Genomic DNA, 23,348 nt, shown 5'->3' with positions numbered 1-23,348 from the left:
ATCCACACCGAACCCGGAGGCCCTCACCCATTTCAAGAACCCAGCACGCGTGTCACCAACGTCCCAGGACAACACACCTAGGCCGTCCCGGCCCCCGGGCTACTCCGGGACGATGGCGAAGGCCTCGATCTCCATCATCAGTCCGGGCAGGAACAGCTCCGAGACCACCACCGCCGAGGAGGCCGGCAGCCGGTCCGGGGACAGCACCGCGTCCCGGGCGGCCCGGACGGCCGGGAAGTGGGCCGTGTCCGTCAGGAAGTACGTCAGCTTCACCACGTGCTCGAACCCGGCCCCGGCCGCCGCCAGGCAGCGGCGCAGGTTCTCGAACACCTGAGTGGCCTGCGCCGCCGGATCGCCCTCGCCGACCACCTCGCCCTTCTCGTCGAGGGCGCACTGCCCGGATATCGCCACGAACCGCCCGGTGCCCCAGACGACGTGGCTGTACCCGTAGCCGGGGGCGACCCCCTCCGGCGCCGTGATCCGGGTGAGGCCGCCGCTGTTCCGCTCAGGAGTGGTCATGAGCACGATCTTGCCCGGTACGGGTCAGCCGCGGAACCCCAGCAGCCCGTGCAGGGCGGCGCCCCCGGCCGAGGGCGGCACCGCGCGCGTGGCCGTGGCCGGCTTCGGGGCGGGCTGGGCGGGGCAGGAGGCGTCCGCCGCCCGGCCCGTCCTCAGGTACGAGGCGAGCTTCTCGTCCAGGCACTTGTTGCCGCTCAGGGCGATGCCGTGGTTGCCGCCGCCCTCCTCCACCACCAGCGCCGAGCCGGCCAGCTTGTGACGCATGCTCACCGCGCCCTCGTAGGGGGTGGCGGCGTCCTCGGTCGCCTGGAACAGCAGCGCCTGGGGGAGTTCGGTGTTCGTCACGTCCGGGGCCTGCAGCGGCTCCGTCTTCCAGAACGCGCACGGGGCGTTGTACCAGGCGTTGTTCCAGGTCATGAAGGGCGCCTTGGCGTGCGTGCGCCACATGTCGGCCCGCCACTGGTTCCAGTCCCGGGGCCAGGCCGAGTCCCGGCACTGCACCGCCGTGTACACGCTGTAGCTGTTGCCCGCCGAGGGCTCCACCGCCCCGAACCGCTCGTACGCCGCCACCAGCGGCTTGGCGTCCGCGCGCACCGCGTACGCCGCCAGGGCCTCGGCCAGGGCCGGCCAGTAGCCGTTGTAGTAGCCGCCCGGCATGTAGGTGTCCTCCAGCTCCGCCGGACCCACCTTCCCGCCCGCCGGGGCCGACCGCAGCGCCTCGCGCACCTGGTACCAGCGCTCCTCCACCCGGGCCGGGTCGGTGCCCAGGTGGTAGGTGGAGTCGTACTGGGCCACCCAGGCCAGGAAGGCCTTGTGGCGGGCGTCGAAGGCCTGGTCCTGGGAGAGGTTGTCCTCGTACCAGACCCCGCCCGGGTCGACCACGGAGTCCAGCACGAGCCGGTGCACCCGGTCCGGGTGGAGCCTGGCGTACACCGCGCCCAGGTAGGTCCCGTAGGAGTAGCCGAAGTAGCTGAGCCGCTCGGCGCCCAGCGACGTGCGCAGCACCTCCAGGTCGCGGGCGGCGGAGACGGTCCCCACGTACGGGAGCACGTCCGCGTGCTTGGTCTGGCAGGACTCGGCGAAGGAGCGCACCCGCTCCAGGTTGGCCTCCTCGGTCGCCGGGTCGCGGGGCACCGAGTCGGGCCGTACGGGCTTGAAGTGCCCGGCCCCGCAGTCCAGGGCGGGCTCGCTCCTGCCCACGCCCCGGGGGTCGAAGCCGATCACGTCGTACTGCCCGGCCACGTCCTTGGGCAGGGCGGAGGCGACGAACCCGGCCAGGGTGCGCCCGCTGCCGCCCGGGCCGCCGGGGTTGACCAGCAGCGGGCCCTGGAAGGTCGCGGAGGTGTGCGGGACCCGGGTCAGGGCCAGGGAGATCTGCCGCCCGGCGGGGTGGTCGTGGTCGAGGGGGACCTTGAGGGAGGCGCACTGGAGGGTCGGGTAGCGGGGGGTCGCACAGCCGGTCCAGCTCAGGGCCGCGGCGGCCGGGGCCGGTGCGGGCGCGGTCACCGGGGCGGCGGTGACGGGGCTCGCGAGGGCGGCGGCGACGGTGGAGAGCGACAGCAGTACGGCGGCGCGCTTCTTCAGCGGGTGTGGAACGGGGTGCAGCATGGGGCCTCCCAGCCGAGGGTTCTGGGCGGAATCGTCCCGGAAACCGTGGCGGGAAGACGGGATTGGGCAGCCTATTGGCCCGATGTGATGACCCCTCGGGAGGCGCGCGCGGCCACCGGGGTGATCACAGCAGGGTGAGCTGGGTCGGCCCGGCGGGCGCCGCGTCGGCCGGACGCTCCGGCAGGACCACGGCCCGCGCGGCCCCGGGGCCCGAGGGGCCGATGCCGAATTCGGCCGCGAGTTCGTGGACTTGGCGGGTGATCCGGCGCTGGTACCAGGTCGGCGCGTACGACCCGCCCGCGTACATGCGTGCGTAGCGTTCGACCAGGTGGGGGTGATGCCGCCCCAGCCAGGCCGTGAACCACTCCCGCGCTCCGGGCCGCAGATGGAGTACCAGGGGTGTCACCGAGGTGGCCCCGGACGCGGCGACGGCCCGGACGGTCTCGCGCAGCTGCTCCGGGGAGTCGCCGAGGAAGGGGATCACCGGAGCCATCAGCACCCCGCACTCGATCCCCGCGTCGGTGAGGGCCCGTACGGCGGCCAGCCGGGCGGCGGGGGAGGGGGTGCCGGGCTCGACCGTGCGCCACAGGGCGGTGTCGGTGAACCCGGCCGACACGGAGACGCCCACGTCGGTGACGGCCGCGGCCCGCCGCAGCAGGGGCAGGTCGCGCAGGATCAGGGTGCCCTTGGTGAGGATGGAGAAGGGGTTCGCGCGCTCGCCCAGCGCCTCGATGATCCCGGGCATCAGCCGGTAGCGGCCCTCGGCGCGCTGGTAGCAGTCGACGTTCGTGCCCATCGCGATGTGCGCGCCGTCCCAGCGCGCCGCGCCCAGCTCGCGGCGCAGCAGCTCCGGGGCGTTGACCTTGACCACGATCTGCGAGTCGAAGCCGGTGCCGGTGTCGAGGTCCAGGTAGGAGTGCGTCTTGCGGGCGAAGCAGTAGACGCAGGCGTGGCTGCAGCCCCGGTAGGGGTTGACGGTCCATTCGAACGGCATCCGCGAGGCCCCGGGGACCCGGTTGACGATCGACCGGGCGCGGACCTCGTGGAAGGTGATCCCCCGGAACTCGGGGGTGTCGAAGGTGCGGGTCACGACGGAGTCCGCGCCGAAGAGCGCGGGCGGACCGGTGGGCCGTCCGTCGCCGGCGGGCTTCGCGTCCTCGGTCAGATGGTTCCAGCGCATGACGCCGCCTTTCGCTAGCCCTACGCGGCCCTCGGCCCGAGAATAGAACAAACGTTCCCATGATCGTGCGGGGCGTTCCCCCGGACCCCGGATTTGGGCGCCCGCCCCGGAGGTGGTTGGCTTGCCGCGTCGAGCGAGAACAACTGCTGGAGGAACAGGTATGGCGCAGGTCGAGGCCACCACGGAGCGCATCATCGGGGCCGACGCGGAGACCGTGTTCGACACGCTCGCGGACTACACCGGCACCCGCTCCAAGCTGCTCCCCGAGCACTTCAGCGAGTACGAGGTCCGCGAGGGCGGCGACGGCGAGGGCACCCTGGTCCACTGGAAGCTCCAGGCCACCAGCAAGCGCGTACGGGACTGCCTGCTGGAGGTCACCGAGCCCACGGACGGCCAGCTGGTGGAGAAGGACCGCAACTCCTCCATGGTCACCACCTGGACCGTGACCCCGGCGGGCGAGGGCAAGTCCAAGGCCGTGGTCAGCACCGTCTGGAACGGCGCGGGCGGCATCGGCGGCTTCTTCGAGCGCACCTTCGCGCCCAAGGGCCTCGGCCGCATCTACGACACCGTCCTCGCGAACCTCGCGCAGGAAGTCGAGTCCTGATCAAGGCCGTTGCCGCGACACCCCCTCGGGGCGGCTCACCGGATCGGGTGGATTTCCCGGCCGCGGTGAGCCGCGCACCCCGCCCGGCCGCCCGCCGCGAACCCGGGCGTGGCCCCCGGGCCCGGAGGGGGTCGGGCGGCTAGGCGGTCTCTGGGAAGTGGGGTGCGTTTCCGCGTCGTCCGGTGCGGTGCATCGGCGCGCTGCCGCATTACCCGCGTACTGGACGTACTCGGGTGATGCGGCAGTGCGGCGAGGTGCCGTGCCGGGCGGCGTGGGGACGTGCCCTACTTCCCAGAGACCGCCTAGGGTGGGGCTCCGCGACCCGAGCCACCGGGGGCCCGATGAAGATCCTCGTCTCCGCCGACATGGAAGGCGCCACCGGCGTCACCTGGCCCGCCGACGTGCTGCCCGGGACCGCCCAATGGGAGCGCTGCCGGGCCATGTTCACCTCCGACGTGAACGCCGCCGTCCTCGGCCTCTACGACGGCGGCGCGGACCGGGTCCTCGTCAACGAGGCCCACTGGACCATGCGCAACCTGCTGCTGGAGAAGCTCGACGCCCGCGCCGAGATGCTCACCGGCCGGCACAAGTCCCTCTCCATGGTCGAAGGCGTCCAGCACGGCGACGTCGACGGGATCGCCTTCGTCGGCTACCACACCGGCGCCGGAGCCGAGGGCGTCCTCGCCCACACCTACCTCGCCAACTCCATCACCGGGGTCTGGCTCAACGGCCTGCGCGCCAGCGAGGGCCTGCTCAACGCCCACGTCGTCGCCGAGTACGGGGTCCCCGTCATCCTCGTCACCGGCGACGACCTGACCTGCGCCGACGCCGCCGCCTACGCCCCGGACGCGCGCACCGTCGCCGTCAAGGACCACGTCTCGCGCTACGCCGCCGTGTGCCGCACCCCGGCCCGCACCGCCGCCGACATCCGGGCCGCCGCCACCGAGGCCGTCACACTCGCCGTCCGGCACGAGCCGGTGCGGGGCGGCCCGTTCACGGTGGAGGTGGAGTTCGACGCCGAACACCTCTCGATGGCCGCCACCGTGGTCCCCGGCGTCGAACGCTGCGCCGAACGCCGGATCGCGTACACCAGTGGGACCATGTACGAGGGGATCCGGACCTTCAAAGCCGTCACGACGGTCGTCTCCGCGGCCGTGGAGGAGCAGTATGGCTGACATGCGATGGGTGGACGGCGACGGCGACGTCGGCACTGCGGGTCCGGCCGGGGCGGGCGCGCCCGCCGGGGCGCTCGACGCCGCGGCCTTCGAGGAGGTCGTCGCGTTCACCTCCGATCTGATCCGGATCGACACCAGCAACCGGGGCGGCGGCGACTGCCGCGAGCGGCCCGCCGCCGAGTACGTCGCCGAGCGCCTCGCCGGGGCCGGACTGGAACCGGTCCTGCTGGAGCGCACCCCGGGCCGGACCAACGTGGTGGCCCGCATCGACGGCACCGACCCCTGCGCGCCCGCCCTGCTCGTCCACGGCCACCTCGACGTGGTCCCCGCCGAGGCCGCCGACTGGAGCGTCGACCCGTTCTCCGGCGAAGTCCGCGACGGGGTGGTCTGGGGCCGCGGCGCGGTCGACATGAAGAACATGGACGCGATGGTGCTGGCCCTCGTACGGGCCTGGGCGCGCCAGGGCGTGCGGCCGCGCCGGGACATCGTGATCGCCTACACCGCCGACGAGGAGGACAGCGCGATCGACGGGTCCGGCTTCCTCGCCGACCACCACCCCCACCTCTTCGAGGGCTGTACGGAGGGCCTCGGCGAGTCCGGGGCCTTCACCCTGCACACCCGACCCGGGCAGGCCCTCTACCCCGTCGCGGCCGGCGAGCGCGGCACCGCCTGGCTGAAGCTGACCGCCCACGGCACCGCCGGACACGGCTCCAAGCCCAACAAGGCCAACGCCGTCAGCCGCCTCGCCGCCGCCGTCGCCCGCATCGGCGCACACGAGTGGCCGGTCCGGCTCACCGGCACCACCGCCGCCTGCATCACCGAACTCGCCGCCCTCCAGGGCCTGTCGGCCGACCCGCGGGCCCCCGGCTTCGACCTCGACTCGGTCCTCGGCAAACTCGGCCCGGCCGCCGCCCTGGTGGAGGCCACCGTCCGCAACAGCGCCAACCCGACCATCCTCGAAGCCGGTTACAAGCTGAACGTCGTCCCCGGACACGCCACCGCGTACGTCGACGGGCGGACGCTGCCCGGCGGCGAGGCCGAGTTCGCCGCCACCCTCGACGAGCTCACCGGGCCCGACGTGCACTGGGAGTTCCACCACCGCGAAGTCGCCCTCGAAGCCCCCGTGGACGGGCGGACGTACGGGATCCTGCGCGAGGCCGTCGAGCACTTCGACCCCGACGGACACGTGGTCCCCTTCTGCATGGCGGGCGGCACCGACGCCAAGCAGTTCTCCCGCCTCGGCATCACCGGCTACGGCTACTCCCCGCTCAAGCTGCCGCCCGGCTTCGACTACTGGGCCCTCTTCCACGGCGTCGACGAGCGGGTCCCCGTCGACGCCCTGCACTTCGGCGTCCGCGTCCTCGACCGCGCGCTGCGGACCCTGTGAGGGGCGCCCGTTGATGGCCCCACCCGCCCCGGGCGGCCCCTACGGCAGCTGGCCCTCGCCGATCGACGCCGCGCTGGCCGCCTCCCACGACGGACGCCCCGAGTACGTGGGCACCGTCGGCGCCGAGGTCTGGTGGACCGAGCCGCGCCCCCGGGAGGGCGGCCGCCGCACCCTCGTACGCCGCCCCGCGGACGGCCGCGCCGCACGGTCGGTGCTGCCCGCGCCGTGGAACGTCCGCAGCCGCCTCACCGAGTACGGGGGCCTGCCCTGGGCGGGCGCCGAACGGCCCTCGGGGGGACCGCTGGTGGTGTTCGTCCACCACGCCGACCAGCGGCTCTACGCCTACGAACCGGACGCCCCCGGCAGCCCGGAACCCCGCCCCCTCACCCCCCTCTCCACGGTCGGCGGCGGCCTGCGCTGGGCCGACCCGGTGCTGCGCGGCGGCGAAGTCTGGTGCGTGCTGGAGGAGTTCACCGGCCCCGCGCCCACCGACGTGCGCCGGGTCGCGGCCGCCGTCCCGCTCGACGGATCGGCCGCCCGGGACCGGGCCGCCGTCCGGGAGCTCACCGACGACCGCCACCGCTTCCGGACCGGCCCGAAGCCCTCCCCCGACGGGCGGCACGCGGCCTGGCTGGTGTGGGACCACCCCCGGATGCCCTGGGACGGCACCGAGCTCCAGCTCGCCGAGATCGCCCCCGACGGCACGCTCGCCGCCCCGCGCACGGTGCTCGGCGGCCCCGACGAGGCCGTGGCCCAGGTGGCGTGGGCGGCCGACGGGACCCTGCTCGCGGTGAGCGACCGCAGCGGCTGGTGGAACCCGTACCGGGTCGACCCGGACGGCGGCGGGGCCGTCAACCTGTGCCCCCGCGAGGAGGAGTTCGGCGGACCGCTGTGGAAGCCCGGGCTGAGCTGGATCGCCCCGCTGCCCGACCGGCTGCTCGCCGTCCTGCACGGCCAGGGCTCCTGTGTCCTCGGCGTCCTCGACCCGGACAGCGGGGAACTCGTCGACGCCGCCGGCCCCTGGACGGCCTGGCAGCCCGCGCTGGCCGTCAGCGGCACCCGGGTCTACGGGGTCGCCGCCAGCCCCCGCAGCGCGTACGAGGTCGTCGAACTGGACACCGTCACGGGCCACACCCGGGTCGTGGGCGCCCGCGCCACCGATCCGGTCGACCCCGCCCACTACCCGGAACCGCAGACCCGGGCCTTCCCCGGGCCCGGCGGCCGGGAGATCCACGCCCACGTCTACCCGCCGCACCACCCCGCCCGGCGGGCCCCCGCCGACGAACTGCCCCCGTACGTGGTGTGGGCGCACGGCGGACCCACCGACCACGTGCCGCCCGTACTCGACCTGCACATCGCCTACTTCACCTCGCGCGGCATCGGCGTCGTCGAGGTCAACTACGGCGGCTCCAGCGGCTACGGCCGCGCCTACCGCGAGCGGCTGCGCGAACAGTGGGGCGTCGTCGACGTCGAGGACTGCGCGGCCGTCGCCCGGGCCCTGGCCGCCGAGGGCACCGCCGACCCCGCCCGGCTCGCCATCCGGGGCGGCAGCGCGGGCGGCTGGACGGCGGCCGCCTCCCTGGCCGCCACCGACGTGTACGCGTGCGCGGCGATCATCTACCCGGTCCTCGACCTGCGGGGCTTCGCCGCCGAGACCCACGACCTGGAGTCGCACTACGTCGACGGACTGGCCGGGCCGCCGCAGACCCTGGCCCTGCACTGCCGCGAACGCTCCCCGGTGGCCCGCGCCGGCCGGATCACCGCCCCCTTCGTCCTCCTCCAGGGTCTGGACGACCCGGTCTGCCCGCCCGCCCAGGCCGAACGCCTCCTCGCCGCGCTGCGCGGGCGCGCGGTGCCGCACGCGTACGTCACCTTCGAGGGCGAGGGGCACGGCTTCCGCCGGGCGGAGACGATGGTGCGGGCGCTGGAGGCGGAACTGTCGCTGTACGCCCAGGTGTTCGGCTTCGAGCGGGACGACATCCCCCGCCTGGAGCTGCGCGGCTGACCCCGCGACCCGGAGCGCGGAACGCGCCGCCGCGAGGAGCGGGTCAGGGGTGATCACCGCGTCCGGGGACGCTGCCACAACCCCTGGCCGGCTTCCTCCGCGTCGACGGGGCCTGGCGGGACCACGAACGCTGGGCCGTGACGGCGGACATGTGTGCGGACGCGGCCGGCCGGCCGGCCCGGACGCGGGGGCCTTTGCGTAATCCTGACCGGTGGTGATGCGCGGAACCCCTGTGCACCGGCCGGGTCGGAGTGTTCCATTCCCTCATGGCCACCACCGTCCGACGTGCCCTGCTGACCCTCCCGGCGGCCCCGTTGGGTCCCGACAACCCCCTGCCCGCCCTGCGCGCACCCGACGGCGTGCACGAACTGGACGAGCGCTCGCGCCACGGGCTGCCGCGCGACATGGCCCGTCAGATCGGCCACGAGCCGCTGCGCTCCCTGCTGCCGGTCCGCGTCCGCGACGGGTACGGACGCGAGCGCGCGGAGCGGGAGTTCGAGGCGGTCGTCCTCGACAACGGCCGGCTGCGCGTCACGGTGCTGCCCGGGCTCGGCGGCCGGATCCACTCCCTCGTCCACCTCCCCACCGGACGCGAACTCCTCTACCGCAACCCGGTGTTCCAGCCCGCGAACTTCGCCCTCAACGGCGCCTGGTTCTCCGGCGGCATCGAGTGGAACATCGGCGCCACCGGACACACCACCCTGTCCTGCGCCCCGCTGCACGCCGCGCTCGTGCCCGCCCCGGACGGCGGCGAGATGGTGCGGATGTGGGAGTGGGAGCGGCTGCGCGACCTGCCGTTCCAGGTCGACCTGTGGCTGCCGGCCGACTCCGGCTTCCTGTACGTCGGCGTCCGCGTGCGCAACCCGCACGAGCGGCCCGCGCCCGTGTACTGGTGGTCCAACACGGCCGTCCCCGAGGACCCCGGCACCCGGGTCCTCGCCCCCGCCGAGGAGGCCTGGCACTTCGGGTACGAGCGCACCCTGCGCCGGATCCCCGTACCCCGCTGGGAGGACGCCGACCGGACGTACCCGCTGGGCAGCGCGCATCCCGCCGACTTCTTCTACGAGGTCCAGGACGAGGCCCGGCCCTGGATCGCCTCCCTCGACGCCGACGGGCACGGCCTGGTGCAGGCCTCCACCCGCCTGCTGCGCGGGCGCAAGCTGTTCGTGTGGGGCGCGGGCGGGGGCGGCCGCCGCTGGCAGGAGTGGCTCACCGAACCGGGCACCGGCGGTTACGCCGAGATCCAGGCGGGGCTGGCCCGGACCCAGCTGGAGCACGTACGGCTGGAGGCCGGGGCGGAGTTCAGCTGGCTGGAGGCGTACGGGCCGCTGTCGGCGGACCCCTCGGCGGTGCACGGCGCCGACTGGGCGGCGGCCCGCGGGGCGGCCTCGGCGGCCCTCGACGCCGCGCTGCCGTCCGCGGCGCTGGAGGCGGCGTACGGGGCGTGGCGCGGGCGGGCCGACGCCGAGCCGGGGGAGCGGCTGGCCGAGGGCTCGGGCTGGGGCGCGCTCGAAGTGCTGTGCGGGGGCTTCAAGCTGCCCGGCACCCCGTTCCCGGAGTCCACCCTCGGGGAGGCCCAGCGGCCGTGGCTGGAGCTGTGGCGCACCGGGCTGTTCCCCGCCCCGCGCAAGGTGGTGCCGCCGGGGGAGGCGCTGGTGGCTCCGCACTGGCGGGACATGCTGGAGACCGCCCCGGCCGACCCGCTGACCGAGTACCACCTGGGCGTGGCCCAGTGGCACGCGGGCGACATCGCCCAGGCCGTACGCAGCTGGGAGCGCGGGCTGGCGCTGGCGCCCTCGCGCTGGCCGCTGCTGCGGGCCCTGGCGGTGGCCGACGAGCTGGCCGGGGACCGGGAACGGGCCGCCGACCGCTACGCGGAGGCCTTCGACGACCTCGCGGGGGAGAGCCGGGGCGGCGAACGGTGGGAGGCCGCGGAGTCCGCGCTGGGGCGGGAGGCGATGACCGCGCTGCTGGCCGCCGGCCGCCTGGCGGCGGCCCGCTCGGTGTGGGACCGGCTCCGGCTGCTCGCCGCACGGCTGCTGGCGGCGGAGGGACACGTGGGCGCGGCCCGCCGGGTCTTCGAGGACGGCTTCGAGCTCCCCGACCTGCGGGAGGGCGAGGAGACCCTCTCCGAGATCTGGTCCGCCCTCACCGACGCCCCGCTCCCGGCGGCCTACGACTTCCGCATGCGCCCGCCGGGCCAGGCCCTCTCGTAGCTGCCGCCCGGGCGTCCGCCCCCGGCGGGTTCGCGGTCAGGGGCGGCAGAGCAGTTCGCCGTTCAGGACCGAGAACCAGGCGTCGGGGTCGGCGCCCCAGGTCCGCCAGGCCCCGGCGATGGCGGCCAGGGCGTCGGCCGTCGCGTGTCCGCCCCGGACGGCGATGTCCGCGTAGGCGGAGGCCGTCGTACGGTCCGCCCACAGGGCCGACCACCAGGCGGTCTCCTCCGGGGTGGCGTAGCACCAGGCCGTCGCCGAACAGGTCACGTCCGTGAAGCCCGCCTCCCGCGCCCAGGCGCGCAGCCGCCGCCCGGCGTCCGGTTCGCCGCCGTTCGCGCGGGCGACCCGCCGGTACAGGCTCTGCCACTCGTCCAGGGCCGGCGCGGCCGGGTACCAGGTCATCGCCGCGTAGTCGGCGTCGCGGACCGCCACGATCCCGCCCGGCCGGCACACCCGGCGCATCTCCCGCAGGGCCCGTACCGGGTCGCCGACGTGCTGCAGCACCTGGTGGGCGTGGACCACGTCGAAGGAGGCGTCGGGGAAGTCCAGCGCGTGGACGTCCGCCACCGCGAAGTCGACGGCGCCGGCCAGTCCGCGCTCCTTCACGTGGGCGGCGGCCTGCTCCAGTACGTCCTGCGCCGCGTCGACCGCCGTGACCCGCCCGCCCGGGGCCACCAGCTCCGCCAGGTCCGCCGTGATGGTGCCCGGGCCGCAGCCCACGTCCAGCACCCGCATGCCGGGCCGCAGTTCGGGGACCAGGTACGCCGCGGAGTTGGCGGCGGTGCGCCAGCGGTGCGAGCGCAGCACCGACTCGTGGTGGCCGTGGGTGTAGACGGCGCTCTCGCGCGCCTGCCGCGGATCGTTCATGGCGGGACTCCTCGTCGTCTCGTCGTCGAAGCGTGGTGATCACGGTAGTCGCTTCGATCGCCATGTGAGATGAGTGTTTTGACATGTGGACACGATGCTTGTGCGTCAAGGGGATCGGGTCGGTCGGTGGCAGGGCGGGGTGGGGGCGAGGACAGTGGGCCCCAGGGGGATCCCAGCGCGGAGGACGGTGAGACCCATGCCGGAGACGCTGCTCGAACAGCACGCCGCGGCGCTGCGGCTGTTCGGCGAGCGCGTACGGGAGGTCGCGGAGGCCCAGTGGGGCGCGCCCACCCCCTGTACCGAGTGGACCGTGCGGGACCTCGTCGGCCACGTGACCGGCGAGCAGCTCTGGATCCCACCCCTGCTCACCGAGGGCCGCACCGTGGCCGACGTCGGCGACGCGCTCTCCGGGGACCCGCTCGGCGAGGACCCGGTGGCCGCCTGGGACCGGGCATCGGCCGCCGCGCTCGCCGCCTTCGCCGAGCCCGGGGCGCTGGAGCGGACCGTCGCGCTCTCGTACGGGCCCACGCGCGGGTCGGCGTACTGCTCGGAACTGACGACCGACTGCGTCGTGCACACCTGGGACCTCGCGCGGGCGATCGGCGCGCAGGAGCGGCTGCCCGACGGGCTCGTGGAATTCGCCCTCAAGGAGGTCATCCCCTACGCGGACAGCCTCGCGTCGAGCGGCATGTTCGCCGAGCCGCTGGACTTCCCCGCCGGGGCGAACGCGCAGACCCGGCTGCTGGCGCTGGTCGGGCGGCGGGGCTGAGGGGCGCCGCGTGCCGCGAACGGGCATGACGGAACAAATAATCGTATAAAGGTCACGGTTGGTCGGTCGATGGTGGCAACGGCAACGGCAACGGCAACGGCAACGGCGGCAGTGGGAGGCGGACACGTGTCGGGGATGGCGGAAGGGCTGGCCGGAGTGTCCGGAGCGTGGCGCTCCGCCGCACAGGGGCGCGGCCCGGTCCGGTACGGTCCCCCCGCCCCTCAGCCCGGCCTGCCCGTACTGCCCGAGCTGACCGCCGTCCTCGCCGAAGCGGCCGGCCGGGCCGCCCCCGAGCCCCCCGGCGGCGGGGCGGCCCTGCACGAGGCCGCCTGCCGGCACTGGGCCCGGCGCGGGCTCGCGACCGCCCCCGAGAACGTGGCCGCCGGCCCCGGCGCGCCCGCCCTGCTGCTGGCCCTGCTCGGCGCGTACGGCGGCGACGTCATGCTGCCCCGGCCCTGTCCCGCCTGGTGGACCCCGCAGGTCCGGCTGCTGGGACGGCGGGCCTATCACGTGCCCACCCCGGCGGAGTGCGGCGGGATCCCGGACCCGTACGCCCTGCTGGAGACCGTCCGGCGGGTACGGGCCGAGGGCGGCGACCCGCGCGTGCTGCTGCTGTCGGTGGCGGACGACCCCACCGCCACCGTGCCGCCGCCGGAGATGCTGCGCGAGGCCTGTGAGGCGGCGGAGTCCGCCGGGCTGTTCGTGGTCAGCGACGAGAGCTGGCGCGACACGGTGCACCGGCCGCACGACACCCTGGTGCTGAGTCCCGCCGAGATGCTCCCCGAGCAGGCCGCCGTCCTGGTGGACCTGTCGGGCGCGCTGCTGCCGGCCGGCTGGCCCGCCGCCGTGGTCCGCTTCCCCGGCACCCCGCGCGGCACCTGGCTGCGGGCCCGCACCCTCGACGTCCTCACCGCCACCGGCGCCCTGGTCGCCGGTCCCGTCGCGGGAGCCGCCGCGCACGCGCTCGACGAGCCCGACGCCGTCGCCGGACGGGCCTACGCGGCCGCCGCCCTGCACGGTGCGGTCGCCGCCGCCGCGCACCGGGAACTGCTGGCCGTCGGAGCCCTCGCCCGGCCCCCGCAGGCCGGACGGCACCTGTACGCGGACCTGACCCCGCTGCGCGCCGGACTGGCCCGGCACGGCGTCGGCGACGCGATGGAACTGGAGGACTGGCTCGGCGCCCGGCTGGGCGCGCCGACGCCCGGCGGGCAGCGGTTCGCGGACGAACCGGTCGCGCTGCGCGTGCGGTTGTCGACCGGCCCGCTGCTGGGCGCCACCCCGGAGGAACGCCTCGCCGCGCTCGGGGCCCGCGACCCGCTGGGGCTGCCGCACGTCCGGGGCGCGCTGGACCGGCTCGGGTCGGTGCTCGCCGGGCTGGCCGACTGACCCGTCCCCGACCGAACCGGCCGCCGCTGAACGGAGACTCCTCGATGAGGGACCAGACGGACGCCCCCGCGCCGCCCGCCCCGCCCCCCACCCCCGCCGTACGCCCCCCGGCCGCCCACCCCGCGCCGACGCCGGCCGCCGGCCCGGCATCCGTGTCGGCCCTTGAGCCGGCCCCCGAGTCCGCCCCGGCGTTGACGCCGGCCTCCGGCCCGGCCCGCGGCCCGGTCCCGGCCTCCGGCCCGGTATCCGTGTCCGCTTCGGCCCCGGCGGGTTCCGTCGCCGCCGCGCGGGGGGTGGGGGAGGCGCGGGTGTGGCCGCGGTCGTTCGCGGACCGGCTGACCACCCCGCTGCCCGGGGTGCGGGCGTTCGCCCGGCTGGCCCGGGAGGGGGCGTTCCGGCCGGGCCCGGCCGGGCTGCGCGGGATCCCCGACCTGCCGTACGCGCCCGCCCCGCTGCCCGCCGTGGCCCCCGGCGACGTGTCCGTCACCTGGGCCGGGCACGCCAGCTGGGTGCTGCGTGCCGGGGGCCTGACCGTGCTCACCGACCCCGTCTGGTCCCGGCGCATCCTGGGAACCCCCGCCCGGATGACCCCCGTCGGGGTGCGCTGGGAGGAACTGCCCCCCGTCGACGCGGTGGTGATCAGCCACAACCACTACGACCACCTCGACGCCCCCACCCTCAAGCGGCTGCCCCGGCACACCGCCCTCTTCGTCCCGGCCGGTCTCGGCCGCTGGTGCCGCCGCCGCGGCTTCACCCGGGTCACCGAGCTCGACTGGTGGGAGTCCGCCGAACTGGGCGGCGTACGCTTCGACTTCGTGCCGGCCCACCACTGGTCTAAACGCTCCCTGCTGGACACCTGCCGCACCCTGTGGGGCGGCTGGGTGCTCACCGACGCGGCCAGCGGCCGCAAGCTCTACTTCGCCGGGGACACCGGCTACGGCCACTGGTTCCGCGAGATCGGCGCCCGCCACCCCGGCATCGACCTCGCGCTCCTGCCCATCGGGGCCTACGCCCCGCGCTGGTGGCTCCGCGACGTGCACGCCGACCCGGAGGAGGCCGTCCGGGCCTGCCTCGACGCCGGCGCTCGCCGGATGGCCCCGATGCACTGGGCCACCTTCGTCCTCTCCGCGGAACCGGTCACGGAGCCCCTGCGCCGTGCCCGGGCCGCCTGGGCCCGCGCGGGCCTGCCCCGCGAGGACCTCTGGGACCTCCCCGTCGGCGGCTCCCGCACCCTCGCCGCCCCCGTACGCGCCACCCCTAGTGCTCCCAGCCCCGGTCGGACGCGTCCCGGAGGAACCGCCGGAGCACCGTGAGGGTGGCCAGGTACTCCTCGTCCGTCATGTCGGTGTGCCGCTCGGGCCACAGCCCGGCCGGCCACGCCTGGTCCGCGTCCGCGTCCCGGTCCGCGTCCCGGTCCGCGTCCGATTCCGATTCCGTCGCCGCGTCCGAATCCTCGTCCGTGTCCGGATACTCCATGGGGCATCGGCTCCGTTCGGTGTTCGGGATCGTCCGACGCCTCCGAGCCTAGGAACTCAACCACGGTTGAGGTCTAGTCCTTTCCGGGGTCGCCCCCTGTCGCACCCCGCCCCGCCTGGCATACCGTGCCGGTTCCGGCACACACCCGCAGGGGAAGGCGCGTACGTGGACGACAGTGAGCTGCTGTTCCTGGGGGTCGCCCGGCAGGCCGAACTGGTGCGCGCCGGCAAGATGTCCGCGCGGGCGCTGACCGAGGCCTCGCTGCGGCGGATCGAGCACCTGGACCGGGACCTCGGCGCCTTCCGGGTGGTGCTCGGCGCCCGGGCGCTGGCGGAGGCCGACGCCCGCGACGCGGCCCGCGCGGCCGGGGACGACCGCCCACTGCTCGGGGTCCCCGTGGCCGTCAAGGACGAGCTGGACCTCGCCGGGGAGGTCACGACCTTCGGCGGCGCCGCGAACCGCACCCCGGCCGCGAGCGACTGCGAAGCGGTCCGGCGGCTGCGGGCCGCCGGGGCGGTGATCGTCGGGAAGACGACGATGCCGGAGTTCGGGCAGTGGCCGTTCACGGAGTCGGCCGCCCACGGGTACGCCCGCAACCCCTGGGACACCGCCATGACCACCGGCGGATCCAGCGGCGGCAGCGCGGCGGCGGTCGCGGCCGGGATGGCCGGCGCCGCGCTCGGCGGCGACGGCGGCGGCTCGATCCGCATCCCCGCCGCCTGCTGCGGCCTCTTCGGCCTCAAACCGCAGCGCGGCCGCGTCTCCACGGCCCCGCACCCCCACCTCTGGTACGCGCTCGGCACCGTCGGACCGCTCACCCGCACCGTGCTGGACAGCGCCCTGCTCTACGACGTCCTCAGCGGCCCGGCCGCCGGTGACCGCTGGGCGGCGCGGCCCGCCGCGACGAGTTTCGTCCGGGCGGCGTCCACGGAGCCCGGCAGGCTGCGGATCGGCTGGTCCGCCCGGCCCGCGGTGCCCGGCGTACGCCCCCACCCCGAACACCTGGCGGCCCTGCGCGAAACCGTCCGGGCCCTGCGCGAACTCGGCCACGACGTGCGGGAGACCGACCCCGGCCACCCCGACACGACCGCCGCGTTCCTGCCGCAGTTCTACGGGGGCGTGCGCGCCGAGGCCGAGGCCGTGGAGCGGCCGGAGCTGCTGGAGCGGCGGACCCGGCAGACCGTACGGGTCGCCCGGCTCGCCCCGGAGGCGGCCGTGGAGTGGGCGATCCGGGCGGGGGAGCGGATGGCCGTACGGGCCAACCGGGTCTTCGACCGCGTCGACCTGCTGCTCACCCCGACGCTCGCCGAACGGCCCCGGCGGGTGGGCGCCCTGGACGGCCGGGGCATGGCGGGGGCGATGCTCCGCTCGCGCCCGATGGTCGCGTACACCGCCCTGTGGAACGTCACCGGCAACCCCGCGGCCTCCGTGCCGGCGGGCTTCGGCACGGACGGACTGCCGCTCGCCGTCCAGCTGATCGGCCGGGAGCACGACGAGGCCACGATCCTCCAGGTCGCCGCCCAGCTCGAAGCGGCCCGCCCCTGGGCCGACCGCACCCCCGCCCTCGCGGGGTGACGCCCTGGCTCACGCGGCCGGCCGCTCCGGCCGGAGCCTGCGCCACACCGTCGGGGCCGCGCTGATCAGCAGCGTCAGGCCCACCGCCAGGGCCACGCCCTTCCACGGCTCCGAGAAGAGCGAGCCGCCCACGATCCCGATCAGCCCGTACGTCGCCGCCCAGGCCAGGCACGCCGGAGCGTCCCCCCGCGCGAACCGCCGCAGCGGCATCCCGCTCAGCAGGCAGGCCAGCATCACCGGGATCCGCCCCGCCGGGACCAGCCGCGACAGCACCAGCACCAGCACCCCGTGCTCGTCCAGCTTCGTCTGCGCCCGCTCCAGCCGCTCCGGCGTGGCCCGCCCCCGCAGGGACTCCAGCCAGCGCGAGCCGCCCCGCGACCGCACCCCGCGCCGCCCGAGCCAGTACAGGGCGATGTCACCGCAGAACGCCGCCAGCGCCGCCACCCCGAACACCAGCAGCAGCCCGAACGGCAGCGACGGCTGATGGAACGCCACCACCGCCGCCGAACTCACCAGTGCCCCCGTGGGAATCACCGGCACCAGCGCCCCGAGCGCCACCAGCACGAACAGCGCCGGGTACCCCACCGCCTGCCGGGTCGTCTCCGGCGGCACCCGGCCGACGACCTCCGCCGCCTCCCACCACGGCGTCACGGCAGCCGCACCCGCTCCCCGTGCGCCGGGACCCGTACGTCCACCTCCGGCGCGAGCCGCCGCGCCCACCGGGCGAACTCCCCGCCCGGCGCGTGGAACTCGTGCGGCCGCACCGCGTCCATGCCGACGGGCCAGTACGTCCCGTAGTGCACCGGCACCGCCGCCGCGGGCCCCAGCAGCGCCGCCGCCCGCGCCGCCCGCTCCGGGTCCAGGTGGCCCTCCCCCAGGTAGGGCCCCCAGCCGCCGACCGGCAGCAGCGCCACGTCCACCGGCCCGACCTCCTCGGCCATGGTGTCGAACAGGCCGGTGTCCCCGGCGAAGTACGTCCGCTCCGCGCCCTGCACCACGTACCCCAGCGCGGGCGCCCGCTGCGGCCCGAACGGCAGCCGCCGCCCGTCGTGCCGGGCGGCGACCGCCCGTACCCGTACGCCCTCCCGTACGAGGACCTCCTCGCCCGGGACCACTTCCGTCACCACCAGCCCCCGCATCCCCGCCAGTCGCGCCAGCCCCGGTACCGCCCGGCGTGCCCCGCGGGGCACCACGAGCCGGGTGCCGCCCGCCAGCCGGGCCAGCGAGGGCAGGTGCAGGTGGTCGGCGTGCAGGTGCGACACCAGCACCACGTCGGCCTCCGCCGCCTCCGGCGGGGGCACCGCGCCGCGCCTGCGCCGCAGGTGCGCGAACCGCCGGGCGAACAGCGGGTCGGTCAGCACCCGCACTCCCGAGTCCCGCACCGTGCACGTGGCATGCCCCCACCAGGTGATCTCCACCGGCACCCCGGCACTCCCTCCCTCGGCCCCACGGTCCACCGAGCCTAGGTCTTCCCCCGCCGGACCGCGCGCAAGGCCGTTCCGCGCAACCGGAACCCGGCGGCCCCCTCCTCCCGGCGCCCGGATCGGAGTAGGGTCGGGCGCCATGGAAGCGCTGCGCGTGGCCGCGATCGCCAGCCTGGCCCCGCTCGAAGAACTCGACGCCGACCCCTTCGCCGTGGACACCCGCAGCCAGCACGCCATGTGCGCGCGCTGGGCCGCCGAGCAGGGCTACGTGGTCACCCGCCACCTGCTCTTCTACGGACTGCGGGCCGACCACTGCGGACTGTGGTGCGACGTGGACGCCGGTCAGGTCGACCTGTTCGTCGCCCCCAACCACCGGGTCCTGGCCCGTGCCCTGCGCTCGGTGGCGGAGTTCACCGCCGAGTGCGCGCGGCGCGGCGTCCGCCTGGAGACCGCCGGACTGGACGAACCGCGGTACACCTCCGCCATGAAGGCCGAGGTGCACCGCCGCCTGTCCATGCCCACCGCCGGGTACGACGGCACGTAGAGCGCACGCGCACCGCGCACGCCGGACCCGCGTCGAACGACCGTGCCGGTCCCGTGTCGACCGGCCGCTCCCGGCGCCCTGTGCGACGCTGGCGAGGGGTCCGCGGGCGGGGCGCGGGCCGTGGAGCGAGGCGGGTACGGCGTGTGGCGAGGGCGGTTGCGGTGGCGGGCCGCGGGCGGGGCACTGGTACGGGTGGTCCTCGTGTGGGCGGCGTCCACCCTCACGATGCTCGCGCTCGCCGCGATCCTGCCCGACTTCCGCCTCCAGTCGGCCGACGGTGACAGCGTCACCCGCGTCGGGCTGACCGCCGCCTGGGCCGCCGGGGCCTTCGGCCTGCTCAGCGCGCTGGTGTGGCCGGTCCTGGTACGGGCCCTGCTGCTCGTGCCCGCGCTGGTGCTCGGGCTCCTCGTGTTCTTCCTCAACGGCTCCCTGCTGCTGATGGCGCTGAACCTGATCCCCGAGGGGCGGGGCGCCCGGGTCGCTCCGGAGACGGCGGTGGTCGTCGCCGCCGTGATGTCCGCCGTGGCGTCGGCCACCTCCACCGCCCTCGCGGTGCGCGACGACGAGGCGTACCGCCGCCGCCTGTACCGGCTCGCCGACCGACGCCGGCGCCGCTACGGGGCGCCGCCGGGGGGAGGTCCCGGGCTGGTCTTCCTCCAGCTCGACGGCGTCGGGTACGAGGTGCTGCGGCACGCGGCCGGCAGCGGGCTGATGCCGACGGTGGCGGGCTGGCTGGAGGGCACCCACCGCATGACGCCCTGGCGCACCGACTGGTCCAGTCAGACCGGCGCCAGCCAGCTCGGCATCCTGCACGGCTCCAACTTCGACGTGCCCGCCTTCCGCTGGTACGAGAAGGACACCGGCGAGGTGATGGTCTGCAACCGGCCCACCAGCGCCGCCGAGCTCCAGCGCCGCGCGGCCGAGCGCACCGCCGACGGCGGGCTGCTCACCCTCGACGGCGCCAGCCGCGGCAACCTGTTCAGCGGGGGCGCCGACCAGCTGGCGCTGGTGCTGTCGGTCTCCGCCCGCCGGGGCCGCGCCAACCGCTCCCGCGCGGGCTACTTCGCGTACTTCTCCGACCCGGCGAACGCGGTCCGCACCGCCCTGTCCCTCGTCGCCGAGGTGGTCCGGGAGATCGGCCAGTCGCTGCGCGCCCGGGCCCGCAAGGTGACGCCCCGGGTGTCGCGGGGCGGGCTGTACCCGCTGATCAGGGCCTTCGCGACGGTCATCGAACGGGACGTGGTCGTCTCGGCCGTGATCGGCGACATGCTGGCCGGGCGCGCCTGCGTGTACGCCGACCTGGTGGCCTACGACGAGGTCGCGCACCACTCGGGGCCGCGCGGCCGGGACACCGACCAGGTGCTGGCCCGCCTCGACCGGAGCCTGGCGCTGATCGCCCGGGTCGCCGAGCACGCGCCGCGGGAGTACCGCTTCGTGCTGCTGTCGGACCACGGCCAGAGCCCGGGGGAGACCTTCCTCGGCCGGTACGGCCTGAGCCTGAAGGACCTGGTCCGGGCCGGCTGCGGGCTGCCCGTCCCGCGCCGGGCCGGCCGCACCCGCAGCGGCGCCGAGGCCCGCGCGGCCGTGCTGGCCGCCCTGCACCGGCCCGTGGAGGAGGCGGGGGAGGAGGCCCGCCCGGCGCCCGGCTCGGATCCGGTGGTGCTGGCCTCGGGCAACCTCGGGCTGGTCTCCTTCCCCGACCTGCCGGGGCGGGCCACGCGGGAGTGGATCGAGCGGGCGCACCCGGCCCTGCTGGCCACCCTGGCGAACCACCCGGGGGTGGGCTTCCTGCTGGTCGACGGGGAGGTGCTGGGGCCCGCCGGGGCGGCCGCGCGGCTGGACGTACCCGGGGCGGCGGAGGAGCTCCTGGCGCCCTTCGGCCCGGGCGCGGCCGGGGCGGTCCGCCGGACGGACTCCTTCCCGCACGTGGCCGACATCATGGTCAACTCCGCGTACGACCCGCAGACCGGGGCCGTGCACGCCTTCGAGGAGCAGATCGGCTCGCACGGGGGCCTCGGCGGGGAGCAGGCGCACCCCTTCCTGATGTGGCCGACGGAGCTGTCGGAGCCCGGCCCGGAGCCGGTGGGCGCCGAGGCCGTGCACCACGTACTGCGCCGCTGGCTGCGGGAGGCCGACGGGCCGCAGGTCCCGCTGGACGGCCGACCCGGCGAGGAGGCCGCCCAGCAGGTTCCGGCACCTGGTGGCACCCCTCCCGCGAGGGCCCCGCGGGAGGATTCCCGGCCCGGGGGCGCGTCGGATGGAATCCTTCCTTCCGCAGAGGTCCCGAGGCCGGACGAAACCCGGTGATTTGGCGCCCACTTCGCGGTGGTCAACCATGTGTCGACCTGCCCACGATGTGAGACACCCAGAGGCGCACCACCGATGACCAGCACCGCAGCACCGCCCGCCGAGGCAGCCGCACCCCCGCAGGCCCCCCGCCAAGGGGACCGCCACGCCCGCCGCTTCGGCCTCCCGGTCGCCATCTGCCTGGTCATGGGCAACATCATCGGCGGCGGTATCTTCCTGCTGCCCGCCTCGGTCGCCCCCTTCGGCACCGTCAGCCTGGTCGCCTTCGCCGTCCTCACCGCCGGCGCGATCGCCCTGGCCCTGGTCTTCGGCCGGCTCGCCGAGCGCCACCCGCGCACCGGCGGCCCGTACGTGTACGTCCGCGCGGCCTTCGGGGACTTCGCGGGCTTTCTCGCCGCGTACAGCTACTGGATCACCACCTGGGTCTCCAACGCCGCCCTCGCGGTCGCGTCCGTCGGCTACCTCGCGGTGCTGTTCCCGGCCATCGGCGCCCACAAGTGGTCGATGTGCCTCGCGGCCCTCTGCGTCCAGTGGCTGCCCGCGCTCGCCAACCTGGCCGGCACCCGGTACGTGGGCGCCGTGCAGCTGGTCTCGACCGTCCTGAAGCTGGTTCCGCTGCTGCTGGTGGCCGTGGGCGGGCTGTTCTTCTTCGACCCGGCGAACCTCGGCCCCTTCCAGGCCACCGGCCAGAGCCCGGTCGGGGCCGTCTCGGCCTCCGCCGCGATCCTGCTCTTCAGCTACCTCGGGGTCGAGTCCGCCGCCGTCAGCGCGGGCGAGGTCCGCGACCCGGCCCGCAACGTCGGCCGGGCCACCATCCTCGGCACCACGGGCGCCGCCGTCGTCTACCTCCTCGGCACCCTCTCCGTCTTCGGGCTGGTCGCCCACGCGCAGCTGGTCGACTCCCAGGCCCCCTTCACCGACGCCGTCAACGCGATGTTCGGCGGCACCTGGGGCGGCACGCTCGTCGCCTGCGCCGCCGTCATCTCGATGGTCGGCGCCCTCAACGGCTGGACGCTGCTCAGCGCGCAGACCCCGTACGCGGCCGCCCGGGACGGGCTCTTCCCGAAGGTCTTCACGACCAAACGGCGCGGGGTACCGGTCGTCGGCGTCCTCGTCACCGCCGTCCTCGCCTCAGGGCTGACCATCTACAACTACACCGCCGGTTCCGAGGGCGTCTTCGAGATGCTGGTCCTGGTCACCACCTTCACGGCGACCGTCCCGTACCTGCTGTCCACCGCCGCGCAGCTCTACTTCCTGGCCTCGGGCCGCTCCGCGGAGGTCCACCGCGGCCGCCTGGTGCGCGACGCCGTCCTCGCCGGCCTGGCCTTCGCCTTCTCCATGTGGCTGGTCGCCGGCTCCGGCTACGCGGCCGTCTACCAGGGCGTGCTCTTCCTCTTCGCGGGCGTCCTCGTCTACGCCCTGATGGCGGCCCGCAAGCAGCGCGCGGCGGCCTGACCCGCGATCACGGGTGCGCGGACCCCGGGAAAACGGGGTCCCCCCGGACGTGTGGTGCGCCCAGACCGTGGGGACGTCCTTCGCGGTCCGGGGTGCCGCCACCGTCACCCCCGCCCAGATCCCCGAACTGCTCCTCGGCCTCGCCACCGCCCGGCCCGTGTTCCAAGGAACTCCCGGCGCAGAAGGAACACGTCTCGCCCGCCCTGCGGCAGTCCGCGTACCGCTTCAAGTCGCTGCTCGTCCAGCTCGCCGAGATCTCCGTCGAGGTGGCCCAGACCGTCATCGCCGACGACGCCGACGGCCTGCCCGTGCTGCCCTCCTGGTTCCTCGTCGAGGCCGCCCGCGACATGCCCCGCCTGGTCGAGGCCCGCCGGTGAGCGGGTCGCGTTCCCACGTGGGAGACCGGACCGACCCGGCCCACCGGAGCGGGGCCGACGCATGAGCCGGACCGTCCCGCAGAGCAAGAAGACCAAGCCGGACCCGGCCACCGAGGCCTACGCCGCCGGACTCCTTCTGGTGAAGCGGAACCCGGCCTTCGCCGCCCTGGAGGTCGAGTTCTGCCGCCGCAGGAACTGCCGGCTGTGCCCGGCCGAGGGCCTGGCCGCCGTCGATTCCAACGGTCACGTCCACGCCCACCCCACCCGCCCCCATGGCCCTTCGGGCATGCGGGGACCCCCGGGTCCCCTGGGACGCCCGGCTCGCCCGCTGGTTCGACGAGTACGTGCCGCGTCCGGTGGCCGTACGGTCCTGCGCGCGCCCGGCCCGCCGCCAGGCGTCGACCCCGGACATTCCGCGCGCGGGCCGGTACTTCCCGCCCGAGGAGGTGGCCCGCTGCACCTTCGGGGTGGTGC

The 23,348-nt window shown here is 75.6% G+C and carries 19 protein-coding genes and 2 pseudogenes; 14 read left to right on the top strand and 7 right to left on the bottom strand.

Annotation, left to right across the window (positions count from 1 at the left end; genetic code table 11):
* Nucleotides 1-99 precede the first annotated feature (99 nt).
* From ACFV0Q_RS19055 to ACFV0Q_RS19045, 3 genes are all read right to left on the bottom strand, one after another.
* Entirely contained in the window at nt 100-519 is a 420-nt protein-coding gene (locus ACFV0Q_RS19055; RefSeq protein WP_385006748.1) for a RidA family protein, read from the bottom strand.
* Nucleotides 520-543: 24 nt separating this feature from the next.
* On the bottom strand, nt 544-2,127 hold the full coding sequence (locus ACFV0Q_RS19050) for an alpha/beta hydrolase (protein WP_385006745.1): 1,584 nt from the start codon (nt 2,125-2,127) through the stop codon (nt 544-546).
* 124 nt (nt 2,128-2,251) lie between these two features.
* The gene (locus ACFV0Q_RS19045; protein ID WP_385006743.1) at nt 2,252-3,307 is read right to left on the bottom strand and encodes an Rv2578c family radical SAM protein; all 1,056 of its coding nucleotides are present in this window, start codon (nt 3,305-3,307) and stop codon (nt 2,252-2,254) included.
* A 160-nt stretch (nt 3,308-3,467) separates the two neighbouring features.
* On the opposite strand from ACFV0Q_RS19045, the gene ACFV0Q_RS19040 reads away from it, so the two are divergent.
* The 5 genes from ACFV0Q_RS19040 (at nt 3,468) to ACFV0Q_RS19020 (ending at nt 10,694) form a co-directional block, all read left to right on the top strand.
* A complete protein-coding gene (locus ACFV0Q_RS19040) occupies nt 3,468-3,911 on the top strand; it encodes an SRPBCC family protein (protein ID WP_373920244.1) in 444 nt (147 codons plus the stop codon).
* Between the two features lie 341 nt (nt 3,912-4,252).
* Nucleotides 4,253-5,086, top strand: a complete 834-nt coding sequence (locus tag ACFV0Q_RS19035; protein ID WP_385006741.1) for a M55 family metallopeptidase — start codon at nt 4,253-4,255, stop codon at nt 5,084-5,086.
* Entirely contained in the window at nt 5,079-6,473 is a 1,395-nt protein-coding gene (locus ACFV0Q_RS19030) for a M20/M25/M40 family metallo-hydrolase (RefSeq protein WP_385006739.1), read from the top strand. Before ACFV0Q_RS19035 ends, ACFV0Q_RS19030 begins: the two co-directional genes overlap by 8 nt.
* Nucleotides 6,474-6,486: 13 nt before the next feature.
* Entirely contained in the window at nt 6,487-8,478 is a 1,992-nt protein-coding gene (locus ACFV0Q_RS19025; protein ID WP_385006737.1) for a prolyl oligopeptidase family serine peptidase, read from the top strand.
* A 266-nt stretch (nt 8,479-8,744) separates the two neighbouring features.
* Nucleotides 8,745-10,694 (top strand): DUF5107 domain-containing protein, encoded by a 1,950-nt coding sequence (locus ACFV0Q_RS19020; protein ID WP_385006735.1) that lies wholly within the window; start codon nt 8,745-8,747, stop codon nt 10,692-10,694.
* 36 nt (nt 10,695-10,730) lie between these two features.
* On the opposite strand, the gene ACFV0Q_RS19015 is transcribed toward ACFV0Q_RS19020, so the two are convergent.
* A complete protein-coding gene (locus ACFV0Q_RS19015; RefSeq protein WP_385006733.1) occupies nt 10,731-11,561 on the bottom strand; it encodes a methyltransferase domain-containing protein in 831 nt (276 codons plus the stop codon).
* Between the two features lie 196 nt (nt 11,562-11,757).
* On the opposite strand from ACFV0Q_RS19015, the gene ACFV0Q_RS19010 reads away from it, so the two are divergent.
* The 3 genes from ACFV0Q_RS19010 (at nt 11,758) to ACFV0Q_RS19000 (ending at nt 15,029) form a co-directional block, all read left to right on the top strand.
* On the top strand, nt 11,758-12,330 hold the full coding sequence (locus tag ACFV0Q_RS19010; RefSeq protein WP_385006731.1) for a TIGR03086 family metal-binding protein: 573 nt from the start codon (nt 11,758-11,760) through the stop codon (nt 12,328-12,330).
* A 135-nt stretch (nt 12,331-12,465) separates the two neighbouring features.
* Entirely contained in the window at nt 12,466-13,716 is a 1,251-nt protein-coding gene (locus tag ACFV0Q_RS19005) for an aminotransferase class I/II-fold pyridoxal phosphate-dependent enzyme (protein WP_385006752.1), read from the top strand.
* 44 nt (nt 13,717-13,760) lie between these two features.
* A complete protein-coding gene (locus ACFV0Q_RS19000) occupies nt 13,761-15,029 on the top strand; it encodes an MBL fold metallo-hydrolase (RefSeq protein WP_385006729.1) in 1,269 nt (422 codons plus the stop codon).
* On the opposite strand, the gene ACFV0Q_RS18995 is transcribed toward ACFV0Q_RS19000, so the two are convergent.
* Nucleotides 14,974-15,192 carry a hypothetical protein gene (locus tag ACFV0Q_RS18995; RefSeq protein ID WP_385006727.1) on the bottom strand — a complete coding sequence of 73 codons (219 nt, stop codon included), beginning with the start codon at nt 15,190-15,192 and terminating at the stop codon, nt 14,974-14,976. The two genes, ACFV0Q_RS19000 and ACFV0Q_RS18995, sit on opposite strands and share 56 nt — an antisense overlap.
* A 165-nt stretch (nt 15,193-15,357) precedes the next feature.
* Between ACFV0Q_RS18995 and ACFV0Q_RS18990 the strand changes: the two genes are divergently transcribed.
* A complete protein-coding gene (locus tag ACFV0Q_RS18990; protein ID WP_385006725.1) occupies nt 15,358-16,767 on the top strand; it encodes an amidase in 1,410 nt (469 codons plus the stop codon).
* Nucleotides 16,768-16,776: 9 nt separating this feature from the next.
* Here the strand turns inward: ACFV0Q_RS18990 and ACFV0Q_RS18985 are convergent, their stop codons facing one another.
* Both ACFV0Q_RS18985 and ACFV0Q_RS18980 read right to left on the bottom strand, forming a co-directional pair.
* Nucleotides 16,777-17,418: a DedA family protein gene (locus tag ACFV0Q_RS18985; RefSeq protein ID WP_385006722.1), complete on the bottom strand. Its 642-nt coding sequence runs from the start codon at nt 17,416-17,418 to the stop codon at nt 16,777-16,779.
* Nucleotides 17,415-18,191 (bottom strand): MBL fold metallo-hydrolase, encoded by a 777-nt coding sequence (locus tag ACFV0Q_RS18980; RefSeq protein ID WP_385006720.1) that lies wholly within the window; start codon nt 18,189-18,191, stop codon nt 17,415-17,417. Before ACFV0Q_RS18980 ends, ACFV0Q_RS18985 begins: the two co-directional genes overlap by 4 nt.
* Nucleotides 18,192-18,330: 139 nt before the next feature.
* Here ACFV0Q_RS18980 and ACFV0Q_RS18975 point away from each other — a divergent pair, with 139 nt between their 5' ends.
* From ACFV0Q_RS18975 to ACFV0Q_RS18955, 5 genes and pseudogenes are all read left to right on the top strand, one after another.
* Complete coding sequence (locus tag ACFV0Q_RS18975) at nt 18,331-18,735, top strand: hypothetical protein (protein WP_385006718.1); 405 nt, start codon at nt 18,331-18,333, stop codon at nt 18,733-18,735.
* A 225-nt stretch (nt 18,736-18,960) separates the two neighbouring features.
* On the top strand, nt 18,961-21,042 hold the full coding sequence (locus ACFV0Q_RS18970) for a phage holin family protein (RefSeq protein WP_385006750.1): 2,082 nt from the start codon (nt 18,961-18,963) through the stop codon (nt 21,040-21,042).
* Between the two features lie 75 nt (nt 21,043-21,117).
* Nucleotides 21,118-22,497, top strand: a complete 1,380-nt coding sequence (locus ACFV0Q_RS18965; RefSeq protein WP_385006716.1) for an amino acid permease — start codon at nt 21,118-21,120, stop codon at nt 22,495-22,497.
* 152 nt (nt 22,498-22,649) lie between these two features.
* Nucleotides 22,650-22,874, top strand: a pseudogene (locus ACFV0Q_RS18960) (MoxR family ATPase); the annotation flags it as partial.
* A gap of 272 nt (nt 22,875-23,146) precedes the next feature.
* Nucleotides 23,147-23,348: pseudogene (locus ACFV0Q_RS18955) on the top strand (hypothetical protein); the annotation flags it as partial.

Origin of the sequence: Streptomyces sp. NPDC059564 (genome assembly GCF_042735575.1) — a bacterium.
Taxonomy (GTDB): domain Bacteria; phylum Actinomycetota; class Actinomycetes; order Streptomycetales; family Streptomycetaceae; genus Streptomyces.
Note: the sequence above shows the minus strand (reverse complement) of the source record. Positions and strands in the feature narration are given on the sequence as shown.